This window comes from Kitasatospora sp. GAS204B (assembly GCF_029892155.1).
GTDB lineage: Bacteria > Actinomycetota > Actinomycetes > Streptomycetales > Streptomycetaceae > Kitasatospora.
The window spans coordinates 1-14,346 of sequence record NZ_JARZAG010000037.1; the positions used below are offsets into that span (position 1 = coordinate 1).

At 71.9% G+C, this 14,346-nt stretch carries 12 protein-coding genes and 1 pseudogene; 5 read left to right on the forward strand and 8 right to left on the reverse strand.

Annotation, left to right across the window (positions count from 1 at the left end; translation table 11 throughout):
• The coding region (locus P3T41_RS33175) for a tectonin domain-containing protein (protein ID WP_280694324.1) at nucleotides 1-597 on the forward strand (597 nt) is incomplete at its 5' end.
• 309 nt (nucleotides 598-906) lie between these two features.
• On the opposite strand, the pseudogene P3T41_RS33180 reads toward P3T41_RS33175, so the two are convergent.
• The 7 genes and pseudogenes from P3T41_RS33180 to P3T41_RS33210 form a co-directional block, all read right to left on the reverse strand.
• A pseudogene (locus P3T41_RS33180) lies at nucleotides 907-1,248 on the reverse strand (diguanylate cyclase); the annotation flags it as partial.
• Nucleotides 1,249-1,622: 374 nt separating this feature from the next.
• Nucleotides 1,623-2,468: a class I SAM-dependent methyltransferase gene (locus tag P3T41_RS33185; protein ID WP_280694325.1), complete on the reverse strand. Its 846-nt coding sequence runs from the start codon at nucleotides 2,466-2,468 to the stop codon at nucleotides 1,623-1,625.
• A 61-nt stretch (nucleotides 2,469-2,529) separates the two neighbouring features.
• Nucleotides 2,530-4,104, reverse strand: coding sequence for a terpene cyclase/mutase family protein (locus P3T41_RS33190; RefSeq protein WP_280694326.1), 1,575 nt, complete (start codon nucleotides 4,102-4,104; stop codon nucleotides 2,530-2,532).
• Nucleotides 4,101-5,114, reverse strand: coding sequence for a terpene synthase family protein (locus P3T41_RS33195; RefSeq protein ID WP_280694327.1), 1,014 nt, complete (start codon nucleotides 5,112-5,114; stop codon nucleotides 4,101-4,103). Before P3T41_RS33195 ends, P3T41_RS33190 begins: the two co-directional genes overlap by 4 nt.
• A 425-nt stretch (nucleotides 5,115-5,539) precedes the next feature.
• A complete protein-coding gene (locus tag P3T41_RS33200; protein WP_280694328.1) occupies nucleotides 5,540-6,238 on the reverse strand; it encodes an HtaA domain-containing protein in 699 nt (232 codons plus the stop codon).
• The gene (locus P3T41_RS33205; protein WP_280694329.1) at nucleotides 6,208-7,221 is read right to left on the reverse strand and encodes an SDR family oxidoreductase; all 1,014 of its coding nucleotides are present in this window, start codon (nucleotides 7,219-7,221) and stop codon (nucleotides 6,208-6,210) included. The genes P3T41_RS33200 and P3T41_RS33205 overlap by 31 nt, the downstream gene beginning before the upstream one ends.
• 14 nt (nucleotides 7,222-7,235) lie before the next feature.
• Nucleotides 7,236-8,453: a wax ester/triacylglycerol synthase domain-containing protein gene (locus P3T41_RS33210; RefSeq protein ID WP_280694330.1), complete on the reverse strand. Its 1,218-nt coding sequence runs from the start codon at nucleotides 8,451-8,453 to the stop codon at nucleotides 7,236-7,238.
• Nucleotides 8,454-8,753: 300 nt separating this feature from the next.
• Here P3T41_RS33210 and P3T41_RS33215 point away from each other — a divergent pair, with 300 nt between their 5' ends.
• The 4 genes from P3T41_RS33215 (at nucleotide 8,754) to P3T41_RS33230 (ending at nucleotide 12,424) form a co-directional block, all read left to right on the forward strand.
• A complete protein-coding gene (locus P3T41_RS33215; RefSeq protein WP_280694332.1) occupies nucleotides 8,754-10,541 on the forward strand; it encodes a fatty acyl-AMP ligase in 1,788 nt (595 codons plus the stop codon).
• Entirely contained in the window at nucleotides 10,538-10,828 is a 291-nt protein-coding gene (locus P3T41_RS33220) for an acyl carrier protein (protein ID WP_280694333.1), read from the forward strand. Before P3T41_RS33215 ends, P3T41_RS33220 begins: the two co-directional genes overlap by 4 nt.
• 69 nt (nucleotides 10,829-10,897) lie before the next feature.
• Nucleotides 10,898-11,122, forward strand: a complete 225-nt coding sequence (locus P3T41_RS33225; protein ID WP_280694334.1) for an acyl carrier protein — start codon at nucleotides 10,898-10,900, stop codon at nucleotides 11,120-11,122.
• A gap of 78 nt (nucleotides 11,123-11,200) precedes the next feature.
• Nucleotides 11,201-12,424, forward strand: a complete 1,224-nt coding sequence (locus P3T41_RS33230; RefSeq protein ID WP_280694335.1) for a beta-ketoacyl-[acyl-carrier-protein] synthase family protein — start codon at nucleotides 11,201-11,203, stop codon at nucleotides 12,422-12,424.
• A gap of 1,099 nt (nucleotides 12,425-13,523) precedes the next feature.
• On the opposite strand, the gene P3T41_RS33240 is transcribed toward P3T41_RS33230, so the two are convergent.
• Nucleotides 13,524-14,342 carry a hypothetical protein gene (locus tag P3T41_RS33240; RefSeq protein ID WP_280694336.1) on the reverse strand — a complete coding sequence of 273 codons (819 nt, stop codon included), beginning with the start codon at nucleotides 14,340-14,342 and terminating at the stop codon, nucleotides 13,524-13,526.
• Nucleotides 14,343-14,346: the final 4 nt, after the last annotated feature.

Below are 14,346 nucleotides of genomic sequence, written 5' to 3' on the forward strand. Positions count from 1 at the left end.
TACGACGCGAACCCGTGGGTCAGCATCCCCGGTTCCCTGACCGACATCGGCGCGGCCGCCGACGGTACCGTGTGGGGCGTCAACGCGGCCGGCAATATCTTCCGGTACACCGGTGACCAGGGTTCCTCGAACCCCTGGCTCGGGATCACCGGCAGCCTGACCCGGATCTCGGCCGGGTCCAGGACGAACGTCTGGGGCGTCAACGGCAGCGGGGAGATCTTCAGGTACTCCGGGTACGACGCGAACCCGTGGGTCAGCATCCCCGGTTCCCTGACCGACATCGGCGCGGCCGCCGACGGTACCGTGTGGGGCGTCAACGCGGCCGGCAACATCTTCCGGTACACCGGTGACCAGGGTTCCTCGAACCCCTGGCTCGGGATCACCGGCAGCCTGACCCGGATCTCGGCCGGGTCCAGGACCAACGTCTGGGGCGTCAACGGGGCCAGCGCCATCTTCAGGTACTCCGGGTACGACGCCAACCCGTTCGTCGGCATTCCCGGCGCCCTGTCCGACATCGGTACGGGCGTTGACGGCACCGTGTGGGGCGTCAACGGCGCCGGCACGATCTTCCGCTACACCGGGGACCAGCCCAGCTGAGCCCTGCCGGTGACGACATGAGAGTTCCCGGTCCGCGACGGACCGGGAACTCTCGTGGTTTGTCACGATTCGCCTGGGACGGCCGATCAGTATCCGTGTGTCCCGCAGTGGGGCCCGCCGAGTCCAGCCACACCGTTCCGCTGGTCACGCTCCGCTGTGAGGCATTGCCGAGAATGCCTCGATGCACTCACCGATGGCGCCGCAGGTGGCGCACGCGTCGGGACCGAGTCGGGGCGGCTTCGATGTGAGCCGTCGATGGTGGGATCGTCGAGTTCCGGGGGTGCGGCGTGGGCGCCGGCTTGCGGGTGGCTATTCGGCCCAGGGGGAGTCCAGGATCGTGTCGACGAAGTCGCCGCGCTCGAAGCCGGGCACGTAGTGCGCGAGTACATCGGCGTTGACGGTGCCGAACGTGCCCTCCGGCCTGGACCGCATCCCGTCGGTGAATGCCTCCAGGATGCGCTGCTTGAAGCGGGGGCGCGGGTGCGCGGCGACAATCGCCGCGCGGTCTGCCTCATCGACGTCGTGGTGGCCGATGCCGAGGACGTCGTAGTCGACGCCCGCGGTCACCAGTGCCACCTCCGGCTCGATGAACTCCGGGGCGCCGGGGGTGGTGTGCAGGGCGATCGCGGTCCACACGCGTCGGATGCTGTCACCTGATCCGCTCGGTCCGCCGGCTCCTCGGACGGCACCTCCAGTCTCCGAACCACCAGATCGCTGCGCCACGGCGACGGGGCTGTACAGCCCGGCGGACGAACCGCTGACGTCACCACTGGACTTGCTCCGATCAGCAGCGATGAGTCTCCGAACGGCACAGGGCGACCGGGGCCGCTCATACTCGTCAGCAGATGCGAGTCCGATCACGCGGGGTTGGCGAACTGCTCTGTCCGGCGGCGGGGGTTCGTCCACGTATGCCGGATGTGGACGACGCTGGTCACCATGAAGCCCTTGATCCACCTGCGCGCGCTGGCGGACGCACGGCGTGACCTGGGCCAGGCCCTGGCGAGGACTTGCCCCACCGGTCGAACTCAGCGGTCGATGGGCCGTCGGGCCTCGGCGATCACGTAGCCGAGCTTCTCCGTGTAGATGGACACCCCGGTGGGGAGCAACTGGTCCATCTGGGCGGTGAAGTCCGGTCCGTAGTGGGCGGTCAGGTCGTCGCGTTGGTCGGTGTAGCGGGATTCGATCCAACGGATGTTCGGCCTGGCCTGGTTGGTGACGTCGTGGATCTGGACGGCCTCGAAACCGGCCTGGGTGAGGACGTCGGTGTAGGTGTCGGTGTTCAGGAGGGAGGAGAAGGCGAAGCCCTGGGTGAGGAGGTTCCAGTCGTCGTCGGTGAGGTGGGCGGTCTGGACGAAGTCGGCGAGGACGAGGCGTCCGCCGGGTTTGAGGCTGCGGTGGATCTCGCGTAGGACGTGGAGGCGGTCGGGGACGTGGAAGAGCATTTCGATGGCCCAGGCGGCGTCGAAGGTTTCGGGCTCGCAGGGCAGGTGCATGGCGTCGGCCCGGATGAACTTGAGTTGCGTGGCGAGGCCGGCGTTCTTGGCCTTCTCGGTGGCCCTGGCCACCTGGGTGGGGGTGATGCTGACACCGAGCACCCGGGCGCGGGTGCGTTCGGCCAGTCGCAGGGCGGGGTGTCCGGTGCCGCAGCCGACGTCGAGGAGGTACTCGTCGTCCTGGAGGTTCAGGGTGTCGATCATGCGGTCGGTGAGGCGGTTCTGCGCTTCGGGCATGGACGGGTTCGGGTCGTCGTCCCAGAGCCCGAAGTGGATGTTCTCGCCGTAGAGGGCGTCGAAGAACGCCCCCATGTGGTCGTAGAAGTCTCCCACCGACTCGCTGGTGAGTGCAGGCGTGGTGCTTGGGCGCTCGGGCATGGTGGCCCTTTCCGGTCTGGTGTTCGCTCGGTTCGGCGGGCGGACTTCTGTTGGCTTGTCGTCACCCTGCCGGCTGTTCCTGCGTCACGGGGCTGAGGCGGTGGGTGAGGTGGCCGAGGGCGAGGAGGGTGAAGATGTCGGCGAGCGCGGGGACGTGGAAGCCGAAGGGGCGGGGTCCGATGGAGTCCGGGATGCTGGTGATGGAACCGTTGGGGCGTTGCTGGGTGAGCAGGTAGGCGGTGCCTCGGGCGGCGGGGGCGTGGGCGGGGTGTCCGGTGAGGGTGATGAGGGCGTAGGCGGTGCTGAGTGCGTCGCTCGGGTCGCCGTCCTGGTGACCCCATCCTCCGTCGGGGTTCTGGGAGTTGAGGACCAGGTGGGTTGCTCGGCGGGTGATGAGGCGGGCGGGGCTGTGGGGTGGGCCGGGTCGGTGGGCGGCGGCGAGGACGGCCCGAAAGAGGGTGTGGTGGCGGCTGCTGCTCCAGTCGGGTGCGAAGGAGCCGTCAGGTCGCTGATGGGAGGCGAGGTGGTCGAGTGCGGCGTCCAGGGCGGTGTGTTGGGCCGGGCCCTGGGTGCTGAGCGCGTTGGCGGCGGCGGCCGTCATGCAGGCTTCGGAGGGGGCGCCGGCCAGGTAGGTCGGGAAGCCGCCGTCCGGGGCGCGCAGGGCCGTCAGGTGGTCGAGGGCGCGGCGGATCGGGGCGCGGTGGGTGGCGGGTCCGGCGAGGTGGAGGGCTTCGAGCGCGGCGGAGGTGCAGTCGACGTCGGTGAGTTGGGCACCTTCGGTGTAGGACCAGCCGCCGCCGGGGTCCTGGAGGTGCAGCAGGCGCTGGGTGATGCTGTCCAGGGCGGCCGGTGGGGCGCCTGCCGTGTGCAGGGCGACTGCGGCGGTGGCGGTGACCCAGGTGTCCTCGTCGGCGATGAACGGCATTCCGCCGTCCGGGCGCTGGTACGTGAGTGCGGTGCGGATGCCGTCGGCGACGAGGTCGTGCTGGCCGGGTACGGGGGTCAGGGCGTGCAGGACGGACAGGTGGATGAGGAGGTTGCCCTCCCAGAGGGTGCCCGGACGCTGGGTGGAGCGCAGCAGGGCCACCTCTCCCACGGAGATGAGCGCGTTCTGCCCGTGGGCGTGGGCGAGGATGGCCTTGACCGCGGTGACCTGCACTTGTGCCCACGGGTGCAGTCCGTGCAGGGCGAAGGCGTCGGGGCCCGGGAGCCTGGCGGGCCGGGCGGCAGCGCCGAGCAGCAGGAGGACCGCGTCGAGTAGGGCGTGTTTGCGTGCGCTGGTGAAGTCCGGTGCGTGGGTGAGGAAGTCCTCGACGTCCAGCGGAGCGGTGGTGGTCAGGTCGCCCAGGGCGGTCCGGGCCAGTAGGCGGTCCAGCGGTCGGGTCGAGTCGCGGTGCGCCGCGAGGTAGTCGATGAGCCGGGCGCCCGCCGCGGGCTCCGTGCCTGTGCGATCCAGTAGGGCTTTGAGCAGCGAGGATTCCAGGACGCGGCTGTGGCACGGGGAGCGGAGGGCTCCGTCCGCCTCGATTCGTCCCGCCAGGTGGCCGCGCAGTCGGTCGGTGGCCGTGGCGAGGTCGGTGGGGAAGGCGTCGCGCGGCCAGCGGGGCAGGCTCGCGGTGACCGCTGCCGGTCTCATGCGAGCCCGTCCGCACCGCCACCCTCGCGCAGCCGCCGGGCCGCGTCGGCACGGAGGGTGTCCGGCGGGGCCGGATCTTGGATGCCGGGCGGTGGCTCGGGGTCGGTGGCGAACCGGCCGGTGCTCGCCAGCCAGTGCAGGGTCGCGGCCATGAAGGTCTCCACCAGGTCGACGTACGCGTGCAGTTCGCGCAGGGTGTGGGTCGGCAGGTCGGAGGTCGTGCGCAGCGCTGTCGCGGTGGCGTGGAAGTCGGCTCGGCGCTGGTCGATCATCGCGGCCACCCGCATCTGGGCCTCGGCGGTGGGGCAGTTGTCCCGGCGGGCGATCAGGGAGACCAGGTTGTGCTGGCTGGCGGCGCTGTCCTGCTCGTGCGAGGCGAGGTCGTTGGCCCAGCCCGCGATGTCGGCCAACGCCCGGCGCAGGTCGCGCAGGTCGGTGTCCACCCTCGGGTCCTCCACGAGGTGGGCGTGGCCGGTGCGTTCCAGGACGTTGAGCATGGGCAGCAGAGTGATCGTGCGGCGCCGCAGTTCGACGTAGTCCGTCGGCGGCAGCCTCGCTCCGGCCCGGCGCAGGGCGGCCTCCTGCTCGCTGGCGTCCAGGAAGTCCCCGTAATCGGTGGCGAAACGTTTCTGCCACCGCTCGGGCATGCCTGGGGCTGTCCGCTCCCACAGCCCCGCCAGGAGCACCGCCTGCGGGGCCTTTGCCGCAGGAGCGCCTGGCACGAGCACCTGGCGCAGCGGGGCGGTGAAGCGTTCCAGCTCGCCCGGCGCCGAGCCAAGACCCCGGCGGTCGATCCGGTCGTCGACCCAGCAGATGAACGCCGCCCACTGCGCCGTCAGCTCCACGTCCGCCGTGCTGCCGTCCGGGAGTGCGCCGGCGGCGAGCACCGGCAGGCGCATCGCTTCCAGGCGCCGCTCGTCCCGGGCGTCGGCCACCAGACCCGTCCCGCGTGCCCAGCGCAGCAGCGCCGCCGGCTCACATGCGCCGGCGGCTGATGATCTGTCAGCCATGCGCCGATCTTGTCAGGCCATCATCAAGTTTGGGAAGGTCGCATCACGCCACTCCCGACCGTGCCGAGCAGGCACTCCGCGGGTTCCGGCCAGAGCTCGCGCAAGGTGATGATTCACCGTCAACGTCCGGTCTACGGTGAGGCCGGCCACGACAGACGGAGGACCCGATGGCTCGGAGCGGCTGCTGATCGACCCGGCGGCCGATACCGTCGCCCTCGCCGCCCACCCGCGCGCAGGCGACGGGCCGGACGGCGAGGAACTGCTCGTCCGCGCGGACCTCGTGGTCGATGCCGCCGGGCGCGGAAGCCGGCTCCCCCACTGGCTCACCCAGGCCGGCTACCGGCTCCCCGCCACGCTGACGGTCGACGGACCGGTTACGGCACCCCGTAGCGGCAGGGGCACCGTCCGGTCTCACGCCCCTGCCGCTACGGCAGCGTCGGGAAGCTCGGTGCGTTGGTGATCTCCGCGTGACCGTCGAAGGTGAACATCGTGTCGCCGGCCGCCACCGGGCTGGAGCCGAACGTGTTGGTGAAGGCCGTTGCCGCGGGCGCGCTCAGGCTGAGCGGGATGTTCCTGGTGTCGACGGTGGTCGGTGTGAAGGTGACCAGGCTGGGGGAGACCGGGAACTTGAACAGGGTGATGTTCGTGGCGGGCGCGCCGTCCTGGGAGAGGTCCGCGCTGGTGTAGCCCTCGCCGAGGCGGGTGTGGATGACCATGTTGGTCAGTTCGAGGGTGTGGCCCGCGCCGGTGAAGCGCACGCCGCCCTGGATCGGCATCTCGCCGCCCGTGAGGTTCGGTGAGACGGTGCCGGAGCCGGGGTAGCTGAGGCAGCCGCCGGTGACTGTCGCGGGTGCGATGGGCTCCATGGTCACTTGCTGGTCTGTCAGGGCCTGTGCCGCGGCTGGCACCAGGCATTCCTTGCCGTTGCCGCGCACGGGAAGGTCGATGCTGATGGCACCGGCCTGGACGGCGCCGGCGCCGACGACGGCCACCGCGGCGAAGGAGAGCGCGACCACGCGCTTCTTGCTGTTGAAGATCTTCATGCCCCCGGCAACGACCGGCGGTCCGCACGGGAACGCCGTCCGGGCGGTGATCACCCGGATGGCCCCCGGCGCTCGGGGCACGGTGCCCAGGGTGCGCAGCGCCGGACGGTGTGGGCGAGAGCGTCCAGCACGTCGGCGCGGCTCGGTTGGGCCGGCAGGTAGCGGAGCAGATCGGTGGGAAGTGCGGGCTCCTCGGGTGGCAGGAGGCCGAGTTGGGCGATCCGGGCCATGCCGTGCGAGCGGCCGCGGGCCGTCGCGGGATCGGCCAGCAGTCGTCCCTTCGGCGGGCGGCCCGCCTCCTGGAGGTGGTCGAGGCAGGCTCGTTCCAGGTCGGCTGCCGTCAGGCGGGCGGGGCCGGCGGTGGTCCAGTGGAGACCGGGTGCGGCCCTGTCGCCGCGCAGCATCGCCGCGGTGAGTGCGGTGAGGTAGTCGACGAGGGATTCCATCGGGAGGATGTCGGCCCAGTGCTCGGGGTGGACGGGCAGGCCGCCGGGCCGGTCCTGGAGCAGCGCGGTGAGCAGGGCGTGGGGGAACTGCTGGCGTGGTGCCGTGACGGCGTCGCGGGCGGCGAAGAGCAGGGCCGCGCGTACGACGGCGACCGGTTGGCTGGTGCGGGTGGCGAGTTCCTCGGCGCGGCGTTTGGAGTGGCTGTAGGCGCGCAGGGAGCGGGCGACCAGGTCCTCGCCGGGGATGTCGAAGGCGGCTGCGGCGGAGGAGAGCAGGATGACGGGGACGTGTGCGGCTTCGGCGAGTTCCAGGATGCGGCGCGTGCCCTCGGCGTTGACCTGGTCGAAGCTGGCGAGGTCGGGCGGGGCGAAGTCGGTCAGGCCCGCGCAGTGCACGACGGCGTCGATTCCGGCGGCGAACTCCCTGTACTGACTGGCGGTCAGGCCCAGGCGGTGGGAGGTGAGGTCGGCCTTCAGGCAGGTGGTGGCGCCCTCGGGTCGGCGTCGGTGGACCAGTGCGGTGACCTCGTAGTGGGCGGTGAGCGAGGTGAGGAGGCTGGTCCCGATCACGCCGGTCGCGCCGGTGAGCACAACGGTGGGACGGGAGGCGGCGGTCATGGTGTCCTCGCAGGTTACGGGTGGGTGGTGGCGGCCAGTTCGCGGACCTCGCGCGCCCACAGGCCGGGTAGGTCGCGGACGTGCTGGTGCCGGGTCTGCGCGGTGGCGCAGAAGGTGGCGTGGCCGCCGTGCAGGAACAGAACGGTGGAGAACAGGTGGCCGTCGGCGAGCGGGGGCAGTGCGAGGCCGCCGGTGACCGGCGAGTTGTCGAAGGCGAGCGGGGTGGGGATGCCCAGCAGGGTGGCGCTGGCGAGGGCGTCGCCGGGAGAGACGACGGTCGAGGTGTGCTCCCACATCAGCTCAGGTGGCATGCGCTCCAGCAGCCGTCGGGTGCGGTCCCGGGGCAGGCAGCTGGTCTGTTCGGCGACGCGCGCCAGCCGCCGCTCGGCAGCGGGTTCGTCCACCGGCAGCAGCACCCGGGTGTAGCCGATCCGGTTGCCGCGGTCCTGGCGCTCGTGGCGCAGACGCAGGCTGAAGGGGACTCGCACGGGAACGGGTTGATCCCGCTGCGCGGGTGCCAGCCAGTTGCGCAGGGCCCCGGCGAGGGCGGCGAGGTAGACGTCGTTGAGCGAGGCCCCGGAGGCCCGGCTGACCGCGCGCAGCGCGTCGGCGGGAACGCCGGCCGCCGCCAGCAGGCGGCTGTCGCTGCGGGGCGGGGCGCTCGCCCCACGGCCGCTGGTGGGTGCGTCGCCGGCCGGGACGGCCGGGGCCCGTGCGTCGAGCAGGCGGCTGATCGTGTGGGCGACGGCCGCGCCGTCCTGGGCGGCGTGGTGGACCCGGTAGGCGAGCAGGTACTCGTCGTGGCGTCCGGTGTCGATCAGCCACAGGCCCCACCGGGGCCGGTCGGCCGGGACCGGCTGGTTGGCCATCAGCTCGGCGCAGTGGGCCGGATCGGCGGGGCCGTCGATGCGGTGCACGTGCTGGGCGGCGTCGAAGGCGTCGGCGCGGCGCCAGTGCTCCCGGCGGGCCGGGCCGTCCAGGTGCTCGGCGAGTACGGGCAGTTGGGGCAGGCGAGCGCGGACCAGGGCCGCGACCCGTCCGGGCGTGGGGGCGGGGCCGCGCAGCCGAAGGACGGCGCCGATGACGAAGCCGTCGTGCGGGCGCAGCCGTGCCCACTCCAGCATGCCCCGGTCCTGGCCGGCGTCGGGTTCCGCCGCCGGGTCGCTCTCCGCCATGTGCCGCACCGGGCTTCGGGCGTCGCTCACCGGGGCGGGCGCCTGCGCCTGGTTCACCGCTGCTTCGCCTCCTGGGCCCTTCGGCAGACTCCGCCGCACCGCCGCGCGACGCAGGCTCTCTGTCAACCGAACGGTCCCGCGCCCGGTTTGGTTACGCCACGCCGGCTGACCACGCGTCGGCGCGCCAGTCAACTCCCCATCGCTCGAACGAGGGAAAGACCGCCCCGAATACACCCCTCGCCGCTCGCGCGGTTGCGCTGGGCTTCGGCGTTGCGATCAGCTTGCCCCGCAGCCGCGCACCTTGCCCCAGCCGGCCGCCCACCTCACCTCGGCTGCCCGGCGAAAGGGGCCCTCGGCATGCGCGACCGGTCCGCTCGCGGCCTCGCTGCCCCGCCGCCGGGCGGGCAGTGGGAGTGGGAGCCGCTGCCTGCGGTGCTGACCGGCCACGCGGCACGGTGCCCGGACCGCCCGGCGCTCAGCTTCGTGGACTACAGCCGCGATCCGGACGGTACCTGGCGGACACTCACCTTCGCCGAGGTGGACCAGCGCGCGCGGGCGCTCGCCGCCGCCCTCGAATCCCGCTTTGTGCGCGGAGCGCGCGTCGCCCTGCTCTGTCCCCAGGGGCTGGAGTACGGCCTGGGGTTCCTGGCCTGCCTGTACGCCGGGATGATCGCGGTGCCGCTCTTCCCGCCGGAGGACTCCCGGCGCATCGCCCAGCTGACGGCCGTGCTCGCGGACGCCGACCCGGTGTGCCTGCTGACCGACAGCCGCCATGCCGACAGCTGCCAGGACCTGACTCACCGACCGGTCGAGGTGTGGCCGGTCGACGAAGCCGAACCCCACCTCGCACCGCACTGGTCGCAGTACCGGGCCGACCCCGCGGAACCGGCCTACCTGCAGTACACCTCCGGCTCCACCGGCCACCCTCGGGGCGCCGTCATCACCCACCAGAACCTGGTTGCCAGCACCCGGCAGGTCATCGACGGCTGCGGCCTGTCCTCCGACACCCCCGTCGCGAGCTGGCTGCCGCTCTTCCACGACATGGGCCTGTCCATCGGCGTGCTCGCACCGATCCTCGCCGGCGCGCACCTCGCCCTCATGTCCCCCCTGGCCTTCGCCCAGCGTCCGCTGCGATGGCTGCGACTGCTCGACGCGCACCGCGCCCACTTCAGCGGCGCACCGAACTTCGCCTACGACCTGTGCGTACGCCGGATCCCGGAAACAGACCGCGACGGCCTGGACCTCAGCAGCGTCCGCGTGCTGACCAACGGCGCCGAACCGGTGCGCACCGGCACACTGCACCGCTTCACCGAGGCGTTCGCCGCCGGCGGGCTGGCCCCCGACACCCTCAAGCCCAGCTACGGTCTGGCCGAAGCCACCGTGCTGGTGGCGTGCAACCGTATCGGGCAACGCTGGACCGAACTGCGCCTGGACACCGAGGCGCTGGCCGCCGGCCAGGTGCGTGTCCTGAACGACCGCCAGGCACCGCCACGGCTTACCACGGTGGTGGGTTGCGGCAGGCCCGTCGGCCAGGACGTGCGGGTAGCGGACCCCGAGACCCGCGTCGAGCAGCCACCGGGAACCGTCGGCGAACTCTGGGTACGCGGCCCCAACACCGCGAACGGCTACTGGCGCCAACCCCAGGACTGCGCCAAGCTGTTCGACCAAGTCCTGAAGACCTCCGACGGCTTCGAGAACGGCTGGCTGCGCACCGGTGACCTGGGGTTCCTGCACGACGGCGAGCTCTTCGTCCTCGGCCGGATCAAAGACGTGATCATCATCAACGGCGCCAACCACACCCCCGGCGACATCGAGGACACCGTCGGCCGCGCGATCCCCGAAGCCGTTCCGGGCGCGGTGGCCGCCTTCGCGGTACCGGGCGACGACGGCGAGGGTGACCGGCTGGTCGTGCTGGTGGAGCTGGCCGCCGGCCCCCGCCATGCCCAGGACATCGGACTGCGCCGCCGGGTCATGGCCGCTGTCGGCGAGCACCACGGTGTCCGCCCTCACGACATCCTCGCGCTGCGGCGCGGCAGCCTGCCGCGCACCACCAGCGGCAAACTCAGGCGCGGTGACTGCCGCGACCGCTACCTCACCGACCGGTTCGCCCCGGCCGCGCCCACAGACACCAGGACGACCCCGTGACCCGAGCCCCCGCCCCTGCGGACGTCGCCGGCTGGCTGACCCTGCGCCTGGCCGCCCTGCTGGAGATCCCCGCCGAGGAGATCGAGCCGACCGTGCCCCTGGACGCCCTCGGCGTGTCCTCCCTGGAGGAGCAGATGCTCACCGCTGACCTGGAAGCCCGGTACGGACTGGCGCTTCCCCTCACGGACATGCGGCGCCACCCCACCATCGCCGCGCTCTCGGCCCACCTCGCCGGCCTGGCCGCCGCACACCAGCGCAACGCCGAGGACTCCGTACCGCGCCCGTGACCACAACCACCGCAGGCCCGGCCGCACCCCGGCCGGGCCGCGCCCACCCCGACGGACCGGAGAACCCCCGTGTACGACAGGATCGTTGAGCTGCTGTTCGAGATCGGGATCGACACCTCGCACGCCAGCCCGCAGACCACCTTCCGCGAGCTGGCGATGGACTCCCTCTCGATGACCGAGCTGACCGTCATGCTCGCCGACGACACCAGCCCACTGCCCACCGGCTGGACCCTGGACACCACCCTGGCCGATGCCGCCGCACACCTCACCCCCTGCCCGACGACACCCCGGTGACGACGACGCCATGACCGGCCTGCCGGCACCCGAAACCCGGATCCACCCCCAGCACCCACGAGGCAGGACCGGAACGCGATGAGCCGACCCGACATCGCCGTCACCGGACTCGGCATGCTCACCCCCGCAGGCATCGACGCGGCAGCCACCTGGCGAGGCGTCTGCGCCGGCGAGACGACCGCCGCCACCTGCGACCAACTCGCAGGACTGCCCGTCGACTTCTGCTGCAGAGTGCCCGCCTTCGACGCGGCGCAGGCCCTCGGTCGGCGCATCGCGCACCGCCTGGACCGCTCCACCCACCTCGCCCTGCTGGCCGCCCAGGAGGCACTGCGTGACGCCGCGCTCGACCCACTCGCCTGGGACGCCGCCCGGGTCGGAGTCGTCATCGGCAGTGGCCTGGGCGCCTCCCACACCTGGGAGAGCCAAGGCCGCGAACTCCACGAGCGCGGCCCAGGGCGCATCTCCCCGCTGCTGATCTCGATGATCGGACCCAGCACCCCGGCCAGCGAGATCGCCATGGCCTGCGGCGCCCACGGCCCCGCCCTGGCCACCGGCACCGCCTGCGCCTCCGGAGCGACCGCGATCGCCGTCGCCCGCGACCTGCTCACCACCGGCCAGTGCGACATCGTGCTGGCCGGCGGCACCGAAGCATGCACCACACCCCTGATCACCACCGGCTTCGCCCAACTCGGCGCACTGTCGACCCGCCGCGACGACCCCGCCACCGCCTCCCGGCCCTTCGACCAGACCAGGGACGGCTTCGTACTGGCCGAGGCCGCCGCCGTCCTCGTGCTGGAGCGCGCCGAACACGCCGCAGCCCGCCGACACCCGCCCCGGGCGCTGCTCGCCGGATGCGGCTCCGCCACCGACGCCCACCACCCCACCAGCCCCCACCCGCAGGGCCGCGGCATCAAGCAGGCCATCCGCACCGCGCTGGCCGACGCCGACCTCAACCCGCACGACGTGCGCTACGTCAACGCCCATGGCACCGCCACCATCCAAGGCGACGCCGTCGAAGCCGACGCGATCAACGCCCTACTGCCGCACGGCCCGTCCGTCACCTCCACCAAAGGAGCCCTCGGCCACTCGCTGGGAGCGGCCGGCGCCGTCGAGGCCGCCCTGACCATCCTCAGCGTGCAGCACTCCCTGATCCCGCCCACCGCCAACCTCGACACCCCCGACCCGGCCTTCGACCTGAACCTGGTCACCAAGACCGCCACCCACGAACGCGTCAGCGCGGCACTCAGCACCTCCGTCGGCTTCGGCGGCCACAACGTGGTCCTGGCGTTCCGCAGTGCCTGATCAGGCGGCCGAACCCGCTACAAGCAGAGCCGGACCATCCCTGGAAGACGTCAACAGCCATCGGCACGGAGGGCGCCGGCGCGGCCTTCAAACGCCGAGCCGGCACCCCGTGGGCACCTACCGTCTTGCCCGGCGGAGGTGCCGCCCTCCAAGCGCCAGCGGATGCTGGCGTACTTCTCGGGCCCCCACTCGGGAGAGGTAGCCAGTTCGGCCTCCACTGCTCTCACGCCCGGGGCAAGTACCACGCGCCCACTGAGTGCAGCTGCTGGCCACCGGCAGTGGGCGGCATACCGGATACTCAGCGCCGCCGTGGACATCGGTTCGACTGGGACGACTCGGTCGGGTGATCTCCGGCGGGTGCGGCATGAAGGCAGGGCCTCCTGGCCAGCTCAGGGTTGGTGAGACCGAACGAGCTGCTCAGGAGGCCCTTGTGTCGCAGTCTTGCGTTGCCGTGCCCGTGTCGTCCAACTCGGTTGCCCGGTCGTGTGACTGCCTCGCGCACCGGTTCGGGAATGCGGACGCCCGTGCGGACCGCGAGCCGCGATATCCGTCGGACGTGACGGACGCGGAGTGGGCACTGAGCGCTACCACCGTGAATGGGCCAGAGCCGTTCTTTTCAGAGCTCTGCCGCTTGCCGGGCCTTGGTGCGGATGGCGGTGGCGCGCGACCACGCCATCCCGACGCGTCCACCTGTCGACCCACCGGAAAGGCCCAGTTCAGCGGCCTGACCGGAGTTTTGACACCCCTCAGGGCCGTCGTGCGCAACGCGATGCCGGTGCCCGCCTGGCTGGAAGGCCGCAGCGGCCCGCCGGAAGGTTACTGCCACCGGCAACTGGTCGACGCTGTGCGCTACCTGGTCGCGGCCGCCATCGCGACCAACTCCTCATGGATCGACCAGGTCGAGCGGTGGTTCGGCTTCCTGAGCGACCAGATGATCCGACGCGGCGCCCACAAGAACGTCCAGGCCCTCAAAGCCGACATCCGCGCATGGATCAAGGACTGGAACGAGAACCCCAAGCCGTTCACCTGGAACCAAAACCGCCGAAGAGATCCTGGACTCCCCCGCCCGCTTCTGGCGACGGATCTCTGGCGCAGGACACTAGCTGAGTGTGGTCAGCGCGTCGCGGGCGCAGGCGATCGCGGCGGACTCGGCAGTGGACTGAGGGACCGGGCGCATGGCGTAGCCGGACATAGTGGTCGCCTCGTACATGATGGTGACCAGGGCATTGCGCTGCAGTACGACGAGGTTCACCTGACCAATGTCGGAGTCGGTGCTGTAGAAGATGGTGGCCTTGTCTCCGAGGCCGTTCACTGGACGGTCATCGACCAGCTCCTGGCCGGAGGCGGACAACATCGACCGGTCGGTGGCGAGCAGTTCCTGGTAGACGGAGTCGTTGTATGAGTCGAGCTGGGCGCCAACGAAGAGATCGGTGAGGCTGGTGTCGGGCATGCTGGACTGCCAAACCGCGCCCGAGGTCACGGCGCCCGGTTCGGCCTCGTGGGCCTGGCACTTCGCGCCGCTCACGTACGTGGTGACGGTGGCGGGGCGCAACAGCGAGCAGCCGTCGACCAGGTGGGTGTAGAGAGCCGTGGGGCTGCCCGTGGCGCTAACAGCGGGGCTCGTGGTGGAGGAGACGCTCGGGGGCGGAGCAGCGGGGCTCGTGGTGGAGGAGACGCTCGGGCGCGGAGCAGCAGAGCTGGCGGCGACCGTGGCTGGCGGGCTGGTGAGTGCCGCAGTCAGGCCGAGTACGAGCGCGACGCCACCGGCGCCGCCCGCCACGCCACCGAGCAACCACGTCCAACGTCGGGCGGGCCCGGCGGGCCGCAGGTCGGCCTGGTCGGGAAGGGTTGCCGGGGTCGGTGACACGGGCAGCGCCCGCGTGGCGGGAATCGCGGGCGGGGTATCTTCCATGTCCATGGGC